Annotated in this window: 24 protein-coding genes; all 24 read left to right on the top strand. The window is 37.2% G+C overall.

Translation table 11 applies throughout. The features are described 5' to 3' along the window. Window positions 1–2: 2 nt before the first annotated feature. A complete protein-coding gene (locus tag BN1066_RS17015; RefSeq protein WP_077320627.1) occupies window positions 3–1,037 on the top strand; it encodes an NAD(P)H-dependent glycerol-3-phosphate dehydrogenase in 1,035 nt (344 codons plus the stop codon). Window positions 1,038–1,098: 61 nt separating this feature from the next. Next, window positions 1,099–1,359 carry a stage VI sporulation protein F gene (locus tag BN1066_RS17010; RefSeq protein ID WP_077320626.1) on the top strand — a complete coding sequence of 87 codons (261 nt, stop codon included), beginning with the start codon at window positions 1,099–1,101 and terminating at the stop codon, window positions 1,357–1,359. 558 nt (window positions 1,360–1,917) lie between these two features. Next, window positions 1,918–2,115 (top strand): DUF2768 domain-containing protein, encoded by a 198-nt coding sequence (locus BN1066_RS17005; RefSeq protein ID WP_077320625.1) that lies wholly within the window; start codon window positions 1,918–1,920, stop codon window positions 2,113–2,115. Between the two features lie 64 nt (window positions 2,116–2,179). Further along, window positions 2,180–2,863 (top strand): hypothetical protein, encoded by a 684-nt coding sequence (locus tag BN1066_RS17000; protein WP_077321533.1) that lies wholly within the window; start codon window positions 2,180–2,182, stop codon window positions 2,861–2,863. Window positions 2,864–3,561: 698 nt separating this feature from the next. Then, complete coding sequence (gene spoIVA, locus BN1066_RS16995; protein ID WP_077320624.1) at window positions 3,562–5,040, top strand: stage IV sporulation protein A; 1,479 nt, start codon at window positions 3,562–3,564, stop codon at window positions 5,038–5,040. Window positions 5,041–5,770: 730 nt separating this feature from the next. Continuing rightward, on the top strand, window positions 5,771–6,043 hold the full coding sequence (locus BN1066_RS16990) for an HU family DNA-binding protein (protein ID WP_077320623.1): 273 nt from the start codon (window positions 5,771–5,773) through the stop codon (window positions 6,041–6,043). Between the two features lie 233 nt (window positions 6,044–6,276). After that, window positions 6,277–6,501 (top strand): trp RNA-binding attenuation protein MtrB, encoded by a 225-nt coding sequence (gene mtrB / locus BN1066_RS16985; protein ID WP_425445285.1) that lies wholly within the window; start codon window positions 6,277–6,279, stop codon window positions 6,499–6,501. A gap of 106 nt (window positions 6,502–6,607) precedes the next feature. Next, complete coding sequence (locus BN1066_RS16980) at window positions 6,608–7,402, top strand: heptaprenyl diphosphate synthase component 1 (RefSeq protein WP_179104423.1); 795 nt, start codon at window positions 6,608–6,610, stop codon at window positions 7,400–7,402. Window positions 7,403–7,405: 3 nt separating this feature from the next. Next, a complete protein-coding gene (locus tag BN1066_RS16975; RefSeq protein WP_077320621.1) occupies window positions 7,406–8,125 on the top strand; it encodes a demethylmenaquinone methyltransferase in 720 nt (239 codons plus the stop codon). A gap of 24 nt (window positions 8,126–8,149) precedes the next feature. After that, a complete protein-coding gene (gene hepT / locus BN1066_RS16970) occupies window positions 8,150–9,121 on the top strand; it encodes a heptaprenyl diphosphate synthase component II (protein WP_077320620.1) in 972 nt (323 codons plus the stop codon). 83 nt (window positions 9,122–9,204) lie between these two features. Continuing rightward, complete coding sequence (ndk, locus tag BN1066_RS16965; RefSeq protein WP_077320619.1) at window positions 9,205–9,651, top strand: nucleoside-diphosphate kinase; 447 nt, start codon at window positions 9,205–9,207, stop codon at window positions 9,649–9,651. A gap of 557 nt (window positions 9,652–10,208) precedes the next feature. Further along, complete coding sequence (locus tag BN1066_RS16960) at window positions 10,209–10,979, top strand: CheR family methyltransferase (RefSeq protein ID WP_281250279.1); 771 nt, start codon at window positions 10,209–10,211, stop codon at window positions 10,977–10,979. Window positions 10,980–11,420: 441 nt separating this feature from the next. Then, window positions 11,421–12,590 (top strand): chorismate synthase, encoded by a 1,170-nt coding sequence (gene aroC / locus BN1066_RS16955; protein WP_077320618.1) that lies wholly within the window; start codon window positions 11,421–11,423, stop codon window positions 12,588–12,590. 1 nt (window position 12,591) lies between these two features. Continuing rightward, window positions 12,592–13,671, top strand: coding sequence for a 3-dehydroquinate synthase (gene aroB / locus BN1066_RS16950; RefSeq protein WP_077320617.1), 1,080 nt, complete (start codon window positions 12,592–12,594; stop codon window positions 13,669–13,671). Continuing rightward, a complete protein-coding gene (aroH, locus tag BN1066_RS16945) occupies window positions 13,668–14,051 on the top strand; it encodes a chorismate mutase (protein ID WP_077320616.1) in 384 nt (127 codons plus the stop codon). The genes aroB and aroH overlap by 4 nt, the downstream gene beginning before the upstream one ends. Next, entirely contained in the window at window positions 14,048–15,139 is a 1,092-nt protein-coding gene (gene hisC / locus BN1066_RS16940) for a histidinol-phosphate transaminase (RefSeq protein ID WP_077320615.1), read from the top strand. The genes aroH and hisC overlap by 4 nt, the downstream gene beginning before the upstream one ends. Before the next feature lie 12 nt (window positions 15,140–15,151). Then, window positions 15,152–16,252, top strand: coding sequence for a prephenate dehydrogenase (locus tag BN1066_RS16935; RefSeq protein WP_077320614.1), 1,101 nt, complete (start codon window positions 15,152–15,154; stop codon window positions 16,250–16,252). Between the two features lie 24 nt (window positions 16,253–16,276). Continuing rightward, window positions 16,277–17,563: a 3-phosphoshikimate 1-carboxyvinyltransferase gene (gene aroA, locus BN1066_RS16930; RefSeq protein ID WP_245799821.1), complete on the top strand. Its 1,287-nt coding sequence runs from the start codon at window positions 16,277–16,279 to the stop codon at window positions 17,561–17,563. Between the two features lie 545 nt (window positions 17,564–18,108). Further along, complete coding sequence (locus tag BN1066_RS16925) at window positions 18,109–19,374, top strand: tetratricopeptide repeat protein (RefSeq protein ID WP_077320612.1); 1,266 nt, start codon at window positions 18,109–18,111, stop codon at window positions 19,372–19,374. Between the two features lie 49 nt (window positions 19,375–19,423). Continuing rightward, the gene (locus BN1066_RS16920) at window positions 19,424–19,999 is read left to right on the top strand and encodes a ReoY family proteolytic degradation factor (RefSeq protein ID WP_077321530.1); all 576 of its coding nucleotides are present in this window, start codon (window positions 19,424–19,426) and stop codon (window positions 19,997–19,999) included. A gap of 222 nt (window positions 20,000–20,221) precedes the next feature. Further along, window positions 20,222–20,680, top strand: a complete 459-nt coding sequence (locus BN1066_RS16915) for a DUF2487 family protein (protein ID WP_077320611.1) — start codon at window positions 20,222–20,224, stop codon at window positions 20,678–20,680. 135 nt (window positions 20,681–20,815) lie between these two features. Next, window positions 20,816–21,328: a QcrA and Rieske domain-containing protein gene (locus BN1066_RS16910; protein WP_077320610.1), complete on the top strand. Its 513-nt coding sequence runs from the start codon at window positions 20,816–20,818 to the stop codon at window positions 21,326–21,328. Window positions 21,329–21,334: 6 nt separating this feature from the next. Continuing rightward, window positions 21,335–22,009 carry a menaquinol-cytochrome c reductase cytochrome b subunit gene (qcrB, locus tag BN1066_RS16905; protein WP_077320609.1) on the top strand — a complete coding sequence of 225 codons (675 nt, stop codon included), beginning with the start codon at window positions 21,335–21,337 and terminating at the stop codon, window positions 22,007–22,009. 15 nt (window positions 22,010–22,024) lie between these two features. After that, window positions 22,025–22,798, top strand: coding sequence for a menaquinol-cytochrome c reductase cytochrome b/c subunit (locus BN1066_RS16900; protein WP_077320608.1), 774 nt, complete (start codon window positions 22,025–22,027; stop codon window positions 22,796–22,798). Window positions 22,799–22,861 lie beyond the last annotated feature (63 nt).

Below are 22,861 nucleotides of genomic sequence, written 5' to 3'. Positions count from 1 at the left end.
ATATGGCAAAGATTGCTGTATTAGGAGCCGGAAGCTGGGGAACAGCATTAAGTATCGTATTATCTGATAATAAACATGATGTAAGACTATGGACACACGACAGCGACCATGCTGATCATATTAATAAAACAAGAAGAAATGAACATTATTTGGATGTAGATATTCCTGAAGCGATTACTGCTTATCATGATCTACAAAAAGCGATTCAAGACGTTATAGCAATCGTTATTGTTGTACCGACAAAAGCTATTCGTGAAGTATGTAAACAATTGGATCCAATTCTCCCAGATAATATAACAATTATTCACGCTTCAAAAGGAATCGAACCAGGAACATTGAAGCGTGTATCACAAGTTATTGGAGAAGAATTAACAACATGTAATGAAGAAGATGTGGTTGTTTTATCCGGTCCTAGTCATGCAGAAGAAGTCGCATTACGACAACCAACGACAGTTACCGTTTCTTCAGTAAATTCTGTAGAAGCAAAATTGGCTCAGGATTTATTCATCAATGAGTTTTTTCGTGTTTACACAAGTACAGATGTATTAGGAATTGAACTTGGTGGTGCACTTAAAAATATTATTGCTTTAGGTGCTGGTATTTCGGATGGCTTAGGTTATGGAGATAATGCAAAAGCTGCACTCATGACAAGAGGGCTGGCGGAAATTACAAGATTAGGTACATCATTAGGTGCGAATCCATTAAGCTTTTTAGGTTTATCAGGGGTTGGCGATTTAATTGTTACTTGTACGAGTGTCCATAGCAGAAATTGGCGTGCCGGTAATTTATTAGGGAAAGGGAAAGAATTAGAAGATGTTCTTGAACAAATGGGCATGGTTGTGGAAGGGGTTAGAACCGTAAAAGCAGCTTACCAATTTGCTAAAGAGCAACAAGTAGAAATGCCGATTACAGAAGGTATTTATCAAGTTCTATTTGAAGCAAAAGATCCAAAAGATGTTGTGGAACAATTGATGAACCGTTCGAAACGAGAGGAAATGGACGATCTTGCCCAATTGTTAATGGAAAGGTATTCGTAATAACATGCACACTGCTTCCTGCATATACTGTGTTTGAGTAACTTAGCAGGGAGGCGAGTATGTGAACAATTTTCAAAAGGGGCTTTTTGACAAAATTCAACAAAAAGCAAAAATTAATCCAGATGATGTATACAAAGTAGCTGATTCTGTAAAGCATGCTGATTTTTCGGATGAGAAAACAGTGAGAAGATTAGTACGTCAGTTGAGTAAATTGGCAAATAAGCCTGTATCAAAGCAAAAAGAGGATAAAATTGTACAATCCATTGTTAAAAATGATATTCCTATGGATATGAATTCATTAAACAAACTATTTAAAAAATAGCATACTTGGGCAAGTGAGGATACAATTATTCATATTCTTGCATAAAATAAATCGCACAAGCATTCATGGATAGAGTTGCAGCGGATAATTATTTAGTCAAACCGAGATGGAGAAGCCCCCTTCGTCTCGGCTTTTGCTATGGTTTAAGAAATTATCCCGCATGTACGGTGCCGTAAGACTCCCACTTTAAGACATGAGTTGGTACAAAAGGGTCTAAGTGGGAGAAAACGGCACCTAAATGCCCGATTCGTTCAAGGGCCTTTAGGTCATCCCCTTGTGGTACTAACATTCAGTAGGAGATAGAAGAAACTCCTACTGAATGAAGTTTCACTTTATTTTATTTTAGATTGTATTTATTCACAGCCAGTTTCAGCGGTTAGCCCTTTGAGGTCGCTTCACTTCTCCTGCGGCGTAGGTAGTCTCCGTTCCAGCCGCTTATTCAAGGCGCTTTAAGCTTTGGTATCTGTTAAAGTGAAATGCCCTTTTCTAACTTTATCTTTGCTGTTTATGTTATAATACGTGGTGCAATAATAGTTCGTTTAGTAGGGGTGGGAATATATGTCGGAATCGATGCTAAAAATGTACATTTCATTTATTGGAATGGCGTTATTACTTGTAGCAATAGGTCTGATTTTGTTAGCCAGATATAAACTAAGGGGTTGGCTTGCAAGGATTATCTCGTTATTTGCATACATATCGTTACTGTTAGGAAGTCTTATTATTTTCTATGTTGTATTTAGTGGTCCAACAGGCTAAAGTAAGGGGGGAGCCGGGATTGAATCGCACATATCAAAATGTAGCCGTTATCTTATTTTTCACCATGCTATTAAGTGGTTGTTTATATCCAGAGGAAGAATTAGCAAAAAACCAGGTACCAAATGAAGACCAGTTGGAGATGGTTCAATCAGCTGTTGAACAATATCAGGAAACAAGTGGTGGACTTGTACCAATTCGAACGAAAGATAGTGATACGCCAATCTTTGAAAAATATTTAGTTGATTTTTCTAAATTGAAAGAAGTAGGTATTTTAACTGAAATTCCTGGAAACGCTTTTGAAAATGGTGGTGTTTATCAATATACCGTCATTAGACCGGAAAAAAAACCACGTGTAAAATTAATTGATTTACGAATAACAGAAGCAATTCGCAGTGTAAATTTGAAATTGGATATATATCGAAATGAGCATCTATATCCACCATTTTCCAGGGAAGTTGCAGAAGGAGTATATATGATTGATTATAAAAAACTAGGGTTGGATTCTTCGCCAACCGTAGTTAGCCCTTATTCACAAGAGCAACTGCCAATCGTGATGGATACAGATGGAAAACTCTATGTCGACTATCGAATTGATTTAGCTAAGGCTTTGCAGAAATATAAGCATGACTATAAGCCAGGGGATGATATTCGTTATATCTTAGCAGATAATACACCGTTTGTTCCTGCTTATTCGCTTCCTTATACGATTAAGAATGGAGAACCAATATTTTTACAAGAAAATAAATAAAATTCATCATATAAAAGCCCTTGAAACATATATTATTTCAAGGGTTTTTTGCTTGCAATTTAAAAACGTAAATAGTAGAAAATGTATTTTGGATGTATTTTTTAAATTATAAATAATAGATGCAGTACAGCTCGTTTATGTCTTGAGTTATAGCATTATTAACCCCGTTGCCTAAGTTGCTGTAAGACCCTCACTTTAAGAGTTATAGAATGATGAAAAGACAACACCTAAAATCCAGATTCATTCGGGGCGATAAAGCTTCGGTAGGAGTACACCGTACAAATAAAAAGTGCTTTTTCGATGGCAGAAAAGCTATGACAACTTTCTTCTGCACGAGGAATAACTTGGCAATGGTACCTTTTTAAGGATATCTAAAATTTTAGTTTTTGGTCATCTCGGAGAAAAATGGACGGAAGTTCACTTTATAAAAAAGGAGGTTTACTTAAGTCCTTTTCGAAAAATCTGTATAAACGATTCCGTTTTTATTACCTAGTTGTATTTATAGTTTGCGTCTTGTTCTCTCTACACTGAATAGTAAGCGCTATACTTTTCACAGAGCTATCGGATATAGTGCTAAGCTTTTTAAACTTTTATACATAATTCAGGCATATTTTGATAGGACAACATCATAGACTTGTAATGTCAATTATTCGTAGTTTGTTCGTAATTAAAAAGAACGAAGATCGGGAGGGGATCTTTTGGAAAGAGTTGATATTTTTAATGATATTTCGAAACGGACGAATGGAGATATTTATTTAGGTATTGTAGGAGCTGTTCGCACTGGTAAATCTACATTTATAAAAAAATTTATGGAGCTAGTAGTCCTTCCTAATATAGAGGAGGAAAGCGAACGAGCACGTGCACTAGATGAGTTACCTCAAAGCGCAGCTGGAAAAACCATTATGACTACGGAACCCAAATTTGTTCCAAACCAAGCGGTATCGGTTCATGTTGACGAGGGATTAGATGTTAACATCCGTCTTGTTGACTGTGTGGGATATGCTGTAGAAGGTGCAAAAGGGTTTGAGGATGAAAATGGACCAAGAATGATTCATACGCCATGGTACGAGGACCCTATTCCCTTTCATGATGCAGCTGAAATTGGTACTCGGAAGGTAATTCAAGAGCATTCTACTATTGGAGTAATTGTTACAGCAGATGGTACATTTGGCGAAATTGAAAGAAGTAATTATGTTGAAGCAGAAGTTAGGGTGGTAGAAGAACTAAAGGAAGTTGGCAAACCATTTATTATGGTTATAAATTCACAACGTCCCAGCAGTCAGGAAACGGAATTACTGCGGCAAGATCTTGCGGAAAAATATGATATTCCCGTTTTAGCAATGAGCGTTGAATCAATGACAGAGCATGATGTGACGAACTTACTACGGGAAGCACTGTATGAATTCCCGGTATTAGAAGTAAATGTAAATCTTCCGAGCTGGGTTATGGTCTTGAATGAAGGACACTGGTTAAGAAAAAGCTATCAAGAAGCAATCCAAGATACGGTAAAAAACATAAAGCGATTACGGGATGTAGATCAAATTGTTGGAGATTTTTCTGACTATGAGTACATTGATCAGGCAAAGCTCGCAGGAATGGAAATGGGAGAGGGAATTGCAGAAATTGACTTACATGCACCAGATCATTTGTATGATGAAGTATTAAAAGAAATTGTCGGTGAGGAAATAAGAGGGAAAGACCACTTATTGGAGCTAATGCAGGACTTTGCTTATGCTAAACGAGAATATGATCAAGTTGCTGGGGCATTACAAATGGTTAAACAAACAGGATATGGAATTGCCGCTCCTGCATTAGAAGATATGATCTTAGATGAACCAGAAATCATCCGTCAAGGATCTCGTTTTGGTGTTCGGCTGAAAGCTGTTGCTCCGTCTATCCATATGATTAAAGTAGAAGTGGAATCTGAATTTTCACCGATAATTGGCACAGAGAAGCAAAGTGAAGAACTTGTCCGCTATTTAATGCAAGACTTTGAAGAGGACCCGCTCTCCATTTGGGAGTCAGATATTTTTGGGCGCTCACTGAGTTCGATTGTCAGGGAAGGAATTCAAGCCAAAATTGCTTTAATGCCTGAAAATGCACGCTACAAGTTAAAAGATACACTTGAACGAATCATTAATGAAGGGTCTGGAGGACTTATCGCTATTATTTTATAGCATAAGCAGCTAATGTAGCTGCTTTTTTATTTTGTGAGAAACAATATCCATTTGTACATTGTAGACAGCTTTTTTGAAAAGTATCTTCGTCGTTTAGTTTAAGCGCTCGAGCGATTGCAAACTTCAATCTCCTCACGCCGCTAGCCGAGTGCTTCTAACTTTTGTTCTTTTTAGGAACCTATTTTGTGTTAATTTTATTCCCATCCAGCTTCAATGCCTAGCCCTCGAGGTTTTTTCACTCCTCGTCGTCGTGCAGGGAACAGTCCCTATCGCAGATTCCAGCGCTTCTTGGGAGTGATAAGGGAGGGGTTACGATGTTGTCCTTTTGTGCAAAATAACAGTTTTTATGTACCTATTAATTTATGTTTAAAAATTACTATATAGCTGTCTATTAAAAAAAATTTATAAAAACGGCAGGATATTTAATAGGGATGTCGTATATCTTTAATATAACCGAACGATTGCTAACAAAGCTATTCATCAACCTTTCTGACCATAATGGTAAAACAACCCAATTTTTTAGTTTAAACATATAAAAACTACAAGAAATACGGAAAAATTACCGGGAAAGTGTTGAATTTTGTTGCAAACTCGGTTAAGATAAGCCATGTCACTACATGAATTTCGTGACATGAGGTATAAAAACTGGCAAAATGGTGAACAAATGATGATAGCTTCATTAGAATTTGTTCCAATGTCGATTGATGTTTAATGGGAGGAGGTGAATGTCATGAATAAAACAGACTTAATTAATGCTGTAGCTGAAAAAAGCGAACTTTCTAAGAAAGATGCAACGAAAGCTGTTGATGCAGTATTCGAATCTGTCATGGATTCACTTAAAAAAGGTGAAAAAGTACAGTTAATTGGATTTGGAAACTTTGAAGTACGTGAACGTTCTGCTCGTAAAGGTCGTAATCCTCAAACAGGGGAAGAGATCGAAATTCCAGCAAGCAAAGTTCCTGCATTTAAACCAGGTAAAGCCCTAAAAGACGCTGTAAAATAATAGGTTACATAGGGCGAGAGGGTACGCAAAAGCGTATCCTCTTTTTGCTGATAAGATTCTCTAACAAAAAATAAAATTGAAGGAATAGTAAATCATACGTCACCTAATAATTCATCCTATAAGCAAAATAAAAGGTGAGATGGGGATATATGATCCCGTTAGCATCAATTTAGCTGACATAAAATTAAATGTACTTGAATAGCATTTTTCACCCAAATGAAGGAGGAAAGGTAATGGATAAGCCAATGGTTTCAGCCGATTTTTTTGTAATTAAAGCGTTAGAAGACGGTGTACAGGTAATCGGACTAACAAGAGGAAATGACACGAGATTTCACCATTCCGAAAAGCTGGATAAAGGAGAAACGATGATTGCTCAATTTACAGAGCATACATCGGCTGTTAAAGTAAGAGGAAAAGCATTAATTCAAACAAGTCATGGTGAGATAGAAAACTACTAAGCCCCATTATTTAGAAAAAGATCAACTAAAGTCCAGAATGCTTGATTATGGAATGCGTATAAATTATGCTATAATAGCTAAAGCATGAATAGATTGGATGAAGGGCTTGGGTGATTTTTTGATTAATTCAAAGGTGAATATACAGTACCTTAAACAAAAAATAGTAGCTAAAATAGAGCACTCCTATTTAGAAAAGCATATTAAAAAGCCTGCCATCGATGAGAGAAAATTGCAGTTACTAGTGGAAATGGTCTATCACACTACCTTATCTGAATCTCTTAAAGAAAGATATATTATAACGACAATGCTTGTCCAAATGGCACTTGATACCCATGATTTAGTTCCTAGTGTAACGGCATTGGATGAAGAAGATGACGTTAAACTAACAAAGCAGCTCCACGTACTTGCAGGTGATTATTATAGTGGCCTCTATTATTTGTTACTAGCTGAAATAGATGATTTTGATTTTATCCGTCAGCTTGCTTCAGCTATTAAAGAAATTAATGAGTATAAAATGATTCTCTATTATAATGAAACGAGTTCATTGACGGAATATATGCAAATTCAAAAAATCATTGATACATTATTACTTGTACGTGTCGCAGAATATTTACATGTTCCCGTTTTGGGTAAAGTTGCTGGAAATTGGTTATTTATAAAGATACTAACGCAAATGTTCTATATCATACAATCACATGATAACTCGGCAAAAATTGAGAAGTGGAGTTTTCCATCCCAGCTTACTATGATAGACGAGTTAAAAGAACAATTAAAGGCAACAATGAAGCAACTTACTGCTGATTTAGAAAAAATACCAAATCATAATTATCTTTTGTACCAAATCAATCGTGAAATTACGGCTGTCGGGAATATGAATCTAACGATGGGGGGAGAAGGTTAGGTTATGGCACAATCATCGAAAGAAGAACGTGTACATCATGTATTTGAACGAATTTATTCCAAGTATGATTCCATGAATTCAATTATATCGTTTAAACGTCATAAAGCATGGCGAAAAGATGTCATGAAACGAATGGATGTACAGCCTGGTACAATAGCTTTAGATGTTTGCTGCGGTACAGGAGATTGGACACTAGTAATGGCAGAGGAAACAGGACCAACTGGCGAGGTATTAGGTCTTGATTTTAGTGGAAATATGCTATCTGTTGCAGAAGAGAAAAAGCAACAGGCGAATCTGGACAATGTACGTTTTATTGAAGGAAATGCGATGAAATTACCATTTGCGGATAATCGTTTTGATTATGTAACGATTGGGTTCGGATTACGCAACGTTCAAGATTATATGGCTGTCCTAAAAGAAATGTATCGTGTAGTTAAACCAGGCGGAAAAGTGGTTTGTTTAGAAACCTCTCAGCCTACAATACCAGTTTACCGGCAATTATACTATCTTTATTTTCAATATATTATGCCTTTACTGGGAAAGTTGGTTGCTAAAAGTCAAAAAGAATATGCATGGTTAAATGAATCAGCAAGAGACTTTCCTGATAAAAAAGCATTAAAGCAAATGTTTATCCGTGCAGGGTTTTCAAATGTTCAAGTGAAAAGTTATACTGGTGGTGTAGCAGCAATGCATATTGGATTTAAGGGAGAACCGCATGATTAATAAGTAAAATTAAAGGTGACATTCATGAAATTAGCTAAAGCTTACGGATATTTAAAAAAAGATTTAGAACAAATAGAACAATCCATTAACAAAGTGATACAAGCAAAGCATCCTGTATTACGACAGGCTTCAACAGAACTACTGCAAGCAGGGGGCAAGCGGATTCGCCCTGTTTTTGTTTTGTTGTCCGGGCAAATGGGCGCGTATAATTTAGAAAAATTAAAGCTAGTTGCAGTGTCATTAGAACTTATACATACAGCCACTTTGGTGCATGATGATGTTATAGATGATGCCGAAATTCGCAGAGGCATGCCTACAGTTAGACAAATATATGGCAATCGAGTAGCCATGTATACAGGGGATTATATTTTAGCCCGTGCTTTAGAAGAGATTACGTTACTGCGAGATCCGAAAATTCATCGCTTGCTATCCCAAACAATTGTTGAAGTTTGTAAAGGTGAAATAGAACAAATTAAAGACAAATTTGATTGGAACCAGGGTTTGCGAAATTATTTACGCAGAATTAAACGAAAAACAGCATTACTAATCGCTACAAGCTGTAAATTAGGGGCAATTGCTTCAGGTGTAAATGATAGAGATGCCCAACGTTTGTATCGCTATGGTTACAATATTGGAATGTCTTACCAAATTATCGATGATATTCTTGATTTTATTGGATCAGAAAAAGAAATGGGAAAACCTGCAGGTAATGATTTATTACAAGGAAATTTAACATTGCCTGTTTTTATGGCGATGAAGGATGCTTCTTTACGAGAAAACATAAAGAGTAGTTTGCAGGCTGATTACTCCATAAGAGAAGCACGTATAAAAAATGTCGTAGAAGCAATAAAACAGACACATGCGATTGAAGCATCTTATGATTTAAGTAACCGGTATTTGGCTAAAGCCTTACAGCAATTAGATGGCTTACCAGATAGCCGTCCTAAACGCACGCTCATACAAATTGGTAAATACATCGGAAAACGCCGTACATGATATCTCGTACCGTTGTCTTTTTTACATAGATTTGATAGAATTTTATCGATTAGAAAAATACATAGAATAAGGGGATTTGGAGCATGGAAAAAACATTTTTAATGGTAAAACCAGATGGAGTACAACGTAATCTAATTGGATCTATTATTAAACGCTTTGAAGCAAAAGGTTTTAAATTAGTAGGGGCAAAGCTAATGACAATTTCAACAGCTTTAGCAGAAGAGCATTATGCAGAACACAAAGAGCGTCCATTCTTTCATGAGCTTGTAGATTTTATTACTTCCGGACCAGTGTTTGCGATGGCATGGGAAGGGGAAAATGTAATCGCAATCGCACGTGAAATGATGGGAAAAACAAATCCTGCAGATGCATCGCCAGGAACCATTCGCGGTGATTATGGGTTGACCGTTGGAAAAAACGTCATTCATGGATCAGACTCTCCAGAAAGTGCCCAACGTGAGCTTAAATTATTTTTTAAAGAAGAAGAACTTGTTTCTTACCATAAGCAGGATTCTGCTTGGATTTACTAAAAGTAAATATAAAATAGTTTGGCCGTGAGGTTATCCTCACGGCATCCTCTTGCATCATAAGAAATTATATCCTTCCATGCATGGTGGATATCTTTTTTGAAAATAGCATCATCGTCTAGCTTAAGCGCTCAAGCGCCTAGCAAACTTCAATTTTCTTCTGATGATAAGTCAATCATCGGCTCGAATCTAAAGAAAGGCCGACGAAAAGTAGGGTTACCGCTCAGGCATCGGCATCCCCTTGTTTTAGAGGCATGTTTCCTTGATCATGTCAGAAGTTCTCTGGTTTGTATGTCACTAACCGAGCGCTACTAGCTTTTCCTCTGTCTGGTAATACTGTTAGTAGTTTTACAATACATAAAATGCGTTTAAATCACTATTCTATAAGTGTTTTATACGTTTTAAAGCGAAATAATTAGCGTAGAGCTAGGTTTTAGTCGGAAAATAGTGATGTTAAAAAGGAAATGACAATCGTATACCAAAGACTTTATATCTAGTCGAGCTTAAGTTTAGATTTAAATAAAGGCAATAAAAATAACCGATTGAAAGAAGGGGGAACATTGGACCGAGATTATTTTAACTTTATGGCCAAAATTAAGAATAAGCTGGGAATCGATTTGCAGCTGTATAAGGAAACGCAAATGAAGCGGAGACTGACTTCATTACGAAACAAACGTGGCTTTACAGATTTCGCCACTTATTATCATGCTTTGGATCAAGATAAAGTCCTGCTAAAAGAATTTATTGATCGTTTAACCATTAATGTATCTGAGTTTTATCGGAATCCGAAACGGTGGGAAGTCCTACAACACTCTGTATTACCAGCCTTAGTTAACAAACGACCTTTCCATATCTGGAGTGCTGCTTGTTCCACGGGGGAAGAACCTTATAGTATTGCGGTTATGCTTTCAGAATATTTCCCTAACGCAATGTATCGAATCTTAGCCACAGATATTGACGAAACAGCCCTGAATAAAGCAAAGCAAGCTATCTATCCAGAACAAGCGTTAAAAGATATGCCAAAAAATTTAATTAACAAATACTTTATTCAACAGCATAATTTATATCATGTGAGTGAGGAAATAAAACAACAAGTAAATTTTCAAAAGCATAATCTGCTTGCTGATGCTTATCCTAAAAATTTAGATCTAATTATCTGCAGAAATGTACTTATTTATTTTACAGATGAAGCAAAAGAAAAAATTTATCGCTATTTCTCTCAGGCTTTAAATACAAATGGCGTATTGTTTGTAGGTAGTACCGAACAAATCTTTAATCCGGAAAAATATGGCTTGCAATTATTAGATACCTTTTTTTATCAAAAAATTTGATTTTAGTTTGTACCCCAATTGTCAAACACCGTTTGGCTGTTGGGGTTAATTAATATGTCTTGTTGAAAGGTTGTTCAAAAATCGGTGAAAATGACAAATCGTATGGAAGAATGGTCACTATTGGGCTTTAGAAGTTAATAAGATGTAGTGGGAAGTGTAAGCTAGTACAATGGGGATATCTGCCTGCCTCCTGACATATATATGTTTCTTCGTACTTTTCATTCCCATCGTGACCCTATCTCAAATATTCACTTATCTTCCGTGATATTTGAGATAGAGAAACAACATCAATTTATAACCATTCGTTTTGTTAAAAGATGAATTGATAGCGCTTCACTTTAATCTTTTAACGTATTAATTCGTTTTTTTGTGTTTTTATTGCCAAAAACACGACAATTTATGGTATAGTAATTAGAAAAATTCATAAAAGGAGAATGAGATGTGCGTTACTTGACAGCGGGAGAATCACATGGAAAGCAATTAACAACCATTATTGAGGGCGTACCAGCTCGTATGCCGCTTTTAAAAGAAGATATCAATAGTTCTCTATTACGCAGGCAAAAAGGCCATGGGCGTGGAAAAAGAATGCAAATTGAAAAGGATTTAGTTGAGATTGTAGGCGGTGTTAGACATGGTATGACTTTAGGCTCTCCCGTCTCTTTAGTCATACATAACGATGATTTTAAGCATTGGGAAGATATTATGGGAGAAGACCCTATTTCTGAGGAAACCAAAATAAGAAGAGTAGTAACGAGACCAAGGCCTGGACACGCTGATTTGAATGGTGCCCTAAAATACGGGCATCGCGATATACGAAATATTTTGGAGCGTTCCTCTGCTCGTGAAACAGCAGCACGTGTAGCATCTGGTGCTGTTGCTAAAACAATGCTGAAACATTTAGGGATTGAAATATCTGGTTATGTGAAAGAAATAGCAGGTATCGTTGCCAAAGATCAAGAGCATTTAACTATGTCAGATCGCCAGCAACTTTCAGAGGATTCACCGGTCCGTGTGCTGGATAAAGATGTGGAACAATCGATGATGGATGCGATTGATCTAGCAAAACAAGAAGGTGATTCTATCGGGGGCATTTGCGAGGTCTACGTAGAAGGAATGCCAGCAGGAATCGGATCTTACGTTCACTATGACCGCAAGCTTGATAGTAAAATAGCAGGTAGTGTTGTGAGTATTAATGCATTTAAAGGGGTAGAATTTGGGATTGGTTTTGCAGCAGCCAAGCTTAACGGTAGTGAGGTTCATGATGAGATTGCTTGGAGTGAAGAAAGAGGTTATTATCGTACTACTAACCGTCTTGGCGGCTTTGAAGGTGGAATGACGACCGGAATGCCGATTGTTGTAAGAGGGGTTATGAAGCCGATCCCAACATTGATGAAACACCCGCTACAAAGTGTTGATATAGAAACGAAACAGCCATTTAAAGCAACAGTAGAACGATCGGATGCTTGTGCAGTTCCAGCTGCTGCTGTAGTGATGGAACATGTAGTAGCTTTTGAATTAGCCAAAGCGATTACGGAACAATTTACGAGTGATCAATTTCCCAAATTGCAAGCAGCGATGGATCAATATCGGGAAGAAATCAGGTGTTTTTAAAGTGAAAACGACAGAACTTATCGTACAAGCAAGTACGAATTCATATACGATTACAATTGGAGAAGGTATACGTAACCAGATTGCGAATTATTTGCCTAAGGAGTACTCGGCTATTTGGATTGTCACCGATGAACGGGTGAGAGATTTATATTTATCCGATTGTTTATCAAGCCTTTCAGATCATCAAGTTTACCATACTGTCGTTCCAAGAGGAGAACGAACAAAGAGTATCGAATATTTTTACCAATTGCAAACAGAAGCTATCAAATTTGGTCTGGATCGTGATGCTTTACTTATTGCTTTAGGTGGGGGAGTTATTGGCGATTTGGCTGGTTTTGTAGCTGCAACATACATGCGAGGAATAGATTATATTCAAATGCCAACAACGATTTTAGCTCATGACAGCAGTGTAGGCGGGAAAGTAGCCATTAATCATTCGATGGGCAAGAATTTGATTGGCAGCTTTTATCAGCCGCAAGCAGTCATTTATGATGTAGAAACATTGCAGACCCTAAGTGAGCAAGAAGTGCGGTCTGGCTATGCAGAATTAATAAAAGAAGCAATGATCTCGGATGAGTTGACCTTTCATTCCTTTTTAAAAGCTGACTTAGCTGCTTTATCGTTACAAAGCTTACAAACTCATCTCCGTACAGGAATTCAAATTAAGGCCGAAGTTGTGGAAAAAGATGAAAAAGAAGCCGGTATTCGGAAATACTTAAATTTAGGACATACGTTAGGGCATGCACTAGAAGCAGAGTTAGGCTATGGATCTTTAACTCATGGGGAAGCAGTGGCAATTGGTCTATTGTTTGCTGTTCATGTGAGTGAGCAGTTCTTTAATAATGAACTACCATTTAGACAATTAAAACAGTGGATGGAGCAAAATAAATATCCTCTCCATTTAAAAGCCATCGAGCATCAAGCACTACTTGCAAAAATGAAAAAAGATAAGAAAAATAAACAAAAGCAGATTCAAATGGTTTTACTTGAGAAGATTGGTAAACCAGCCATAAGAACAATTGGTGATCAAGCAATGTTAGATTACTTACATTCTTTTGAAAGAAAGCTGGTGAAGAAGTGACAAGGGGAATTCGTGGAGCGACAACTGTATCTGAGAATAAAGAAGAAGTTATTATTGAGAATACAAGAATTTTGGTTGAGGAAATGGTAGAAAAAAATAATATAGTTCCTGACGATGTATCGCATGTTTTTATCTCTGTTACAAAAGACATTACGGCTGCATTTCCAGCCAAAGCCTTACGACTATTACCAGGAACAGGGTGGAAGTATGTGCCTGTTATGTGTATGAAGGAAATAGACGTACCTAACAGTTTAATGGCGTGTATCCGTGTTATGATGGTAGTAAACACAGAGAAAGATCAAGCTAGTATTCAGCACATATTTCAAAATGAAGCGATACATTTACGGCCAGACCTAACAAAAAAGGGGTTTAGACAATGAAGATAAAAGATAGATTAAATCAATTAGCACCATATCAGCAAGGAAAGCAGATTCAAGACATAAAAAAATATTATAAATTAGATCGAATCGTTAAATTATCTTCTAATGAGAATCCTTATGGTTTTACACCAAAAATTAAGGAGTTTTTAATAGATTATGTACCTGCTTTTGATATGTATCCAGATGGATATACAAGAGAGTTACGAATAGACCTTGCCAAAAAACTAAATGTACACGAGGCTGAAATTATCTTTGGCAGTGGATCAGAGGAAATCATTCAAATGATTTGTCGTACGTTTCTTTTTCCAGACGTGAATACTGTAATGGCAGCTCCTACCTTTCCGCAATATAAGCATAATGCCATTATTGAGGGAGCAGAGGTGAGGGAAATAGCTACCATTGACGGCTATCATGATATAGACGGTATGCTGGAAGCGATTGATGAAAACACCAATGTGGTATGGTTCTGCTCACCGAATAACCCGACTGGAAATCCGATGCCAAAAGAGAACTTTATTCGATTTATGAATGCATGCCCTGAAGAAGTTCTAGTTGTCTTGGATGAAGCATACTACGAATATGTCGATCCGGAAAAAGATATACAAGCTATTGAACAAGTAAAACAATATAGCAATCTAATTGTATTACGAACCTTTTCTAAAGCATATGGGCTCGCAGGCCTCCGCATTGGTTATGGAATAGCAAATGCAGCTATTGTTAAGCAGCTGAATTTAGTTCGTGGTCCGTTCAATACAACATCTATTGCTCAGCAAATTGCCCGAATTGCGTTAAATGACGAAGCTTTTATCAAAGACACAAAAGCAAAAAACTTAGAAGTGAAATTAGCATTTCAACAGTTTTTAGATGATATAGGATGGCATTATTTTCCGTCTGAAACTAATTTTATGCTCGTGGCAACACCCGAAAGCGGAACAGATATGTTTGATTATTTAATTCAACATGGCTTTATCCTACGTCCAGGAGAACTATTAGGTATACCTAATACAATTCGATTAACACTAGGATTAAAAGAAGATATGGAACGACTGCAAGAATTAATCTTAAAGTATCATAAACAAAAGGGCTAAGGAGATGGCAACGTGAAGCGAACCATAACAATTGCTGGTTTGGGATTGATTGGAGCATCTATCGCTAAAGCACTTCAACCGAGCGATGCAAATCATATTATTGGCTATGATATTCATAAGGATACGCTTCGATATGCAAAGGAGCATCGAATTATTCAGGAGGCTATTACGGATTATACAACAGCAGTACAACGGGCAGATTACTTAATTATAGCTGCGCCCATTTCTGAATCGATTCGTCTATTAGCAATGTTAGACGAAATACCATTGACGAAGAAACTTATCGTAAGTGATGTTTCATCCGTAAAGCAATCCATAATAGTAGCAGCTAACCAACTAAAAAATAGCCAGGTAGCGTTTATTGGTGGTCATCCGATGGCAGGTTCACATAAAAAAGGGATAGAAGCAGCGAAAGGCCATTTGTTCGAAAATGCCATTTATGTCCTTACACCAACAGAGAGTAGTTCATCATCCGATGTGGAAGCATTAAAATCATTATTGCTTCCTACAAAGAGTAAATTTGTTGTTTTAGAAGCAGAAGAGCATGACGAAATGACAGGAGTGATTTCCCATTTTCCACATCTTATTGCTTCATCATTAGTTCATCAAGCAAAACATTGGCAACAAACACATGCATATCTCCCAAACCTCGCTGCTGGTGGTTTTCGTGATATTACTAGAATAGCTTCAAGTAATCCAGCTCTATGGCAAGATATTTTTTATCATAACCGTAAAAAAATGGCTCAATTATTAGGTGAATGGATTACCGAGATGGAAACATTAAAAACGCTACTAGAGAAAAATAGAAAGAAAGAAATGATAAACTATTTAGAAGAGGCCAAAGTGTATCGCGACGGTTTAGGTACATCGGATAAAGGGGTAATTCCTTCCTATCACGATTTATATGTAGACATTCGTGACCAAACAGGTGCGTTAGCACATGTAACGCAATTATTAGCACAGCATGAAGTAAGTATTAATAATATTCAAATATTAGAAATTCGTGAAGGTATCATGGGTGCATTACGCTTAAGCTTTGCTTCGGAAAAATTACAAAAAACGAGTGAATTGGTTTTAAAACAAGCAGGATATGAAACAATGATTGAAAACTAATCCATGCAAAAGGAGGAGTATCTGTTGAGGGAACGAAAGCTTCAGCCGCCGAAAGGACCGTTACAAGGAAAAATTGAGGTACCTGGAGACAAATCTATTTCACACCGTTCCGTTATGTTTGGTTCGTTAGCCCATGGAACGACGCATGTTCAACATTTTTTAGGTAGTGAAGATTGTCTGCGTACGTTGACTATCTTTCAAGCGATGGGAGTAAAAATCGAGCAAAAAGGTTCCAGTTTAACCATTTTTGGTAAAGGACCGGAAGCTTTAAAAGAACCTTTGGAGCCATTGTATTTCGGTAATTCTGGAACAACTGCAAGATTAATGCTTGGCATTTTAGCAGGATTGCCAATGTTTACTACATTACATGGTGATATTTCATTAACGAAACGTCCCATGAACCGGGTAGTGGAGCCACTCCGTTTAATGGGAGCGCAAATAGATGGTAGAGATCACGGTAATTATCTTCCATTAGCCATAAGAGGACAAACAATGAAGGGAATCCGTTACGAGTTGCCTGTTAAAAGTGCACAAGTGAAATCAGCTATTCTTTTAGCAGGTTTATTTGCTGAAGGAGAAACAACCGTGACGGAGAGTACGTCAACGCGAAACCATACAGAAACGATGTTAGAAGCTTTTGGCGCTGAGTTACATATAAACGGAACTGCTGTTTCTTTAAAAGGTAATCAAACACTAACAGCAACGGATATCTATGTCCCTGGTGATATTTCTTCTGCAGCCTTTTTCTTAGTAGCAGCAGCGATTGTACCTGGAAGTAGTTTAAAGCTTTTAAACGTAGGGTTAAATGAAACAAGAACGGGAATCATTGATGTTTTATTGGAAATGGGAGCGGATATCCAGATAGAAAATGAGCGGCAAAAAGGCGGAGAGCGGATCGGTAACATTACCATTACGTATCGGGAATTAAAAGCTGTAACTATAGAGGGTGAGATTATTCCTCGCTTAATCGATGAAATTCCAATTATTGCTCTTTTGGCTACCCAAGCTGAAGGCACAACCGTAATTAAAGATGCACGAGAGCTTCGCGTTAAAGAAACGGACCGAATTCGCGCTGTCACAGAAACCTTAACACGTTTAGGGGCAAACATTAAAGAAACGAAAGATGGATTCATTATTTGTGGAAAAACAAAATTAGTAGGTAACCGAGTTGAATCTTATCATGACCATCGAATGGGGATGCTCGCAGCGGTCGCCTCACTGATTACCACTACAGAAGTTACGATTGATGATATCACTCCAATCGCCACATCATATCCAAGTTTTTTTAAAGATTTGGAGCAAATTATATAAAAGAGGCTGGGACAAAACAAAAACTGCTGATTAAAAAACGAACAACAAATCGTCCTTGTACTATAGGAAAGTATAAAATTTTAGGCTTTATCCCGTATGTAAGGTGCCGTAAGACCTCCCACTTCAAAATCTTGAGTTGATACTAAAGGTCTAAGCGGGAGAAAACGGCACCTAAATGCCCGATTCGTTTAAGGGCCTTTAGGTCATACCCTTGCGGTACTAACATTCAATAGGAGATGGAAGAAAACTCCTACTGAATGAAGTTTCACTTTATCGTATAAGAAAAACGATGGCTTTCGCTAAAGACTTGGCGACAAGCCAAGTTTTTCTAAACACAAACAAACCGAACAATTATAAATGAATTGTTCGGTTTGTGCTATTTCGTATTTGCTTATGTCCCAGCACCTGTCTTCATAAAGGCTAGCTTGCTTCTTCGTTTAAGATGGAAAATAGTTTGTTATATGTAGCTATACTTATATTTTGAACATGCATCTGTTTTTCGTTATCATAAAAAGTATGAAGAACGTGTAGAAAGGGAGTTCAATTTGGAAACAATTATGGAAGCCATTCGACTTATGGAGGCCCAACAAACAGAAAAAGCAATCGAACTATTAGAAAATTTTTTGCCAGTTGCAAATGAAGAGGAACGCTATACGATTGCTGAATTATATATACAATGGGGCTTTTTGCAAGAAGCAAAAGTACTACTAGAGGAATTAATTCAACAATACCCTGATGAAGCGGAACTAAAATTAACACTTGCTGATATTTATATTGAATTAGAAGATGATGAATCTGCCATTGAATTATTAAACGATATTCATGAAAATGATCCTGCTTATATGCAAACGTTAATTCAATTAGCTGATCTTTACCAATCTCAAGGTTTATTTGAGGTTTCAGAACAAAAGTTATTAGCTGCGAAGCGACTCGATCCAAATGAACCAATCATTGATTTTGCGTTAGGAGAATTATATTTTTCTACAGGAAATTATTTAAAAGCAACGACTTATTATGAAAAAGTCTTGCCAAAAACGAACGAAATTGGGCATGTATCGGTTCGCGATCGGCTGGCAGAAGCATATGCAGAAGCTGGTGAATTCGAACTTGCCTTAACCTATTACCAAGATGAAGCAAATGAAAATCCGGAGTCCTTGTTTAAATACGGTTTTACTGCCTATCAAGCTGGCAGAAACGATATTGCAAGAAAAGCTTGGGAGCGAGTTATTGAGCTTGATACGTATTATCATACTGTTTACCTTCATCTTGCTAATGTTTATATGGAAGAAGGTTTAATTGAAAAAGCATATGAAACTGCTCAAAAAGGTTTGCAAGTAGATGAGTTTCATAAAGAATTATATTTACTTGCCGGACGGCTCGCACATCAACTTAATAAGGATGATGCAAGTGAAACGTATGTAAGAGAAGCAGTTGCGATTGACCCTGACTTTAAAGAAGCGATTTTATTTTTAATTGAACTCTTAAAAAACAGGGCCGATTTTAAAGGAATTATTGACCTGCTTATCGAAATAAAAGATATAGGGGCTCTTGATCCTTTGTATGAATGGGAACTAGCCCGTGCTTATAATGAAATTGAAGAATATAATAATGCATTAAAACATTATACAATAGCATATAATAATCTAAAAGATGATAGTGATTTCTTGAAGGAGTATGGATACTTTTTAACGGAAGAAGGGAGGGTAGAAGAAGCAATACCTGTTTTTACTGCATATCTAGAAAAACAGCCATTTGATGATGAGATTACTGAATTTCTGCGTCGATTACAACAATCAGATAGAGGGATTTAGAAAGGTTTATGCAAGGCAAGTTAGCGGTTGTGAGGGAGGTTAGAGGATGGTGCACACTCCGGTATCTGTGGAAGATAAAAAGAACTTCATCCAATGGTTTTTAAACAATTATCAGTTAAAAAAGCGAGAGAGCGTATGGATTTTAAATTATTTAATGAATCATGATGAATTACTTGGACAGCTTCATTTTGTTCGGGAAGCAAAATTCTGCCCGCGTGGCATAATTATGACAAGTCAATGTTCAGAAGAAGTAGCTTTTCGCTTTTATAAAAATCAATTAGTTACAACAGATGCAGAAAAGTCGTTTCATGATATTCGCTTGAATAAAAACGAACCGTTGTATCTACAACTAAATTTTCATAAGTCCTATCAAAATGCACTTTATATTTCTGTTCTCGAGGAGAATCCATTTATCCCAGATGAGTATTTTATTACGGAAAAAGATAAAAAAATCGCTAAACAAATTTTAGATCAATCCCTATACAAATTTCAAAAACAAATCATCCAAAGAAAAATCGATAAGGCGCTAGATGATATGGACGAAGCTGCTTTTTTGGTATTGGTAAATGAACTAAAAGCGTTAGATGCAACCTATTCAATGCAACCAAAATTGCAAAAGCAATAGGTTGATTTTTTTTGTCTGGATAGATAAGATTTAATTAACGTGCATGGTCAAAAATAAGAGGTTAAGAGAATTGAGGCGATGTAGTTTCGAGTAGTGGAGTGTATCAATTGAATATAAAACGCTACCACAAGTCAGCAATGCATATAACCGCATGTTTACCGGACTTTTTAAAAAATACAGAAATATAACATAAGATGACAAGCGAAAGGTTGGACTTACTATATGAAATGGGAGAAATCGGACGTAATTCAATACATAGAAGCAAAAGAATATATTGATTCAGTTTTGATTCCTTTGGTACCTTATCAAATGGACAATGATGCAAATATGGAAGTAAATGCTTTTCAAAGTGAATGGACCAATTTGTTAGCAAATGAATTGGAAAAAGAATTAACGGGACGGATTTTGCTAGCACCTATTTATTATTATATAAAGACAGCCGATAGGTCAGAGGAGCTTTCTCGAATAAATGCATGGATAGAAGAAGTCAAGCAACAACCGTTTAAACATGTGTTTATCTTAACGTTAGATCCAGCTTGGAAAAAACATGAACTAGCATTTGCTGGAACATTAATATGGCTTTCCGGAATGAAGTCAGGAGATTTAAAATCAGCTGAAATGCATCGCTTCATTCGTGATCAGGTAGAGCAACTAAGTGAACTCATCCAATCTTATTGGTGAAAAATAATGAAAACTTTTTCTTTTCAAGGGGGAATATGATTGACCAGACAAACAGTTTACGCTATCATGGTTATGTCCTAGTAATCTGATGTAACAATATTGTCCGTGATTATTGTAAGAAGAGGGGGGAAAATCATGAGCAAAAAAAAGCAGCAGGTATCCCGCAGGCAATTTTTAAACTATACGCTAACCGGGGTCGGTGGATTTATGGCAGCAGGAATGCTGGCACCGATGTTGCGAATGGCAATTGACCCAGTGTTAAAAGAATCGGGGCGCGGTGATATGGTGAGTGTCGATTTAGCTGTTGATGATATTACAACAGAGCCTAAGAAAATCGACTGGAAGGTCAAACAAATTGATGGCTGGTATGAATCTGAAGTAAGTCGATCAGCCTTTGTATTTAAAGACGACAAGGGTGAGATTCAAGCCTTTTCACCGGTATGTAAGCACTTGGGTTGTGTCGTTAACTGGGGAGGAAGTGACGAACATCCTGATCAATTTTTCTGCCCATGTCATGATGGTCGATACTATAAGGATGGAACAAACGTACCAGGTACACCGCCTTTAAAGCCATTGGATGTTTATGAGTATGAAGTAAAGGATGGCATGTTATATTTAGGTGACCCGGTACCTAGAGAGGGGGCGTAATAACTTATGCTACAAAAAATTTACGATTGGATTGATGAGCGCGCAGATATTACGCCAATCTGGCGGGATATTGCGGATCATGAAGTACCAGAGCATGTTAATCCAGCTCACCATTTTTCTGCATTTGTCTATTGTTTTGGCGGGTTAACATTCTTTGTTGTTGTTATTCAAATCCTATCTGGTATGTTTTTAACCATGTATTATGTACCGGATATAGAAAATGCTTGGAAATCGGTCTATTACTTACAAACCGAGGTTGCACATGGACAAATTGTTCGTGGTATGCACCATTGGGGTGCCAGTGTTGTAATCGTAATGCTATTATTACATACACTGCGTGTGTTTTTCCAAGGAGCATATAAAAAACCGCGTGAATTAAATTGGATTGTTGGTGTGCTAATCTTCTTTATCATGCTTGGCCTAGGGTTTACAGGCTATCTATTACCATGGGATAACAAAGCCTATTTTGCGACTCAGGTCGGGCTAGAAATTGCCCAACAAGTTCCATTTATAGGTGAAGAATTGAAAACGCTGTTAGCTGGAGATGCGAATATCGTAGGGGCTCAGACACTCACTCGCTTCTTTGCGATCCATGTATTTTTCTTACCAGCTGCATTATTTGCTTTATTAGCTGTACACTTTATTTTAATTCGTAGACAAGGTATATCAGGACCATTATAAAAAGGAGGGGAAAGCATGCATAGGGGTAAAGGTATGAAATTTGTCGGCGATTCGCGAATTCCTTTAGAGAAGAAATCGAATCTGCCAAAAGATTATTCAGAATATCCTGGGAGAACAGAAGCTTTCTGGCCCAACTTTTTATTAAAAGAATGGTTGGTAGGTGCCGTTTTTTTAGTTGGCTTTTTATCCTTAACTTTAGCTCATCCTTCTCCTTTAGAAGGAATGGCTGATCCAACTAGTTCAGGATATATACCATTGCCAGACTGGTACTTCTTGTTTTTGTATGAATTGTTGAAATATGAATTTGCAAGTCAAGATTTTATTCTATTGGGTATTCTTGTCTTGCCGGGGATTGCATTTGGTGCATTATTACTCGCACCATTTTTGGATAATGGACCTGGAAGAAGACCACATCAACGACCAATAGCTGTTGGCATGATGGTTCTTGCATTAGCATCGGTTATATGGCTTACGTATGAGTCTGCTGCCAAAGTTGATTGGGAGGCCCGTGCGGAAGCAAATAAACCGATTCCTCCGGGACAAGAAGTTGATACTGAAGATCCGGGCTATGCGATTTATGAAAATAGTTGCTTATCTTGTCATGGGGAAATGCTGCAAGGTGGTGCGGCTGGCCCACCGTTAGTTGGAACGGATAAATCTGCTGAAGAAATTGCGAAAATTGCTGTTGAAGGTATTGGTTCGATGCCGCCGGAGCAATTTAAAGGAACAGAAGAAGAGCTTAAGCAATTAGTAGATTTTATCGTATCCGTTAATGAGTCACAAAAATAAGCAATAACAAGCACCTTTATCACATTGCTGGTAAAGGTGCCTTTTTCATCCATTAAGAAAGAA

The sequence above is a fragment of the Virgibacillus proomii genome (genome assembly GCF_900162615.1).
Classification (GTDB): Bacteria; Bacillota; Bacilli; order Bacillales; family Amphibacillaceae; genus Virgibacillus; species Virgibacillus proomii.
The sequence above is the reverse complement of the archived record's forward strand: the minus strand, read 5'-3'. Positions and strand labels throughout refer to the sequence as shown.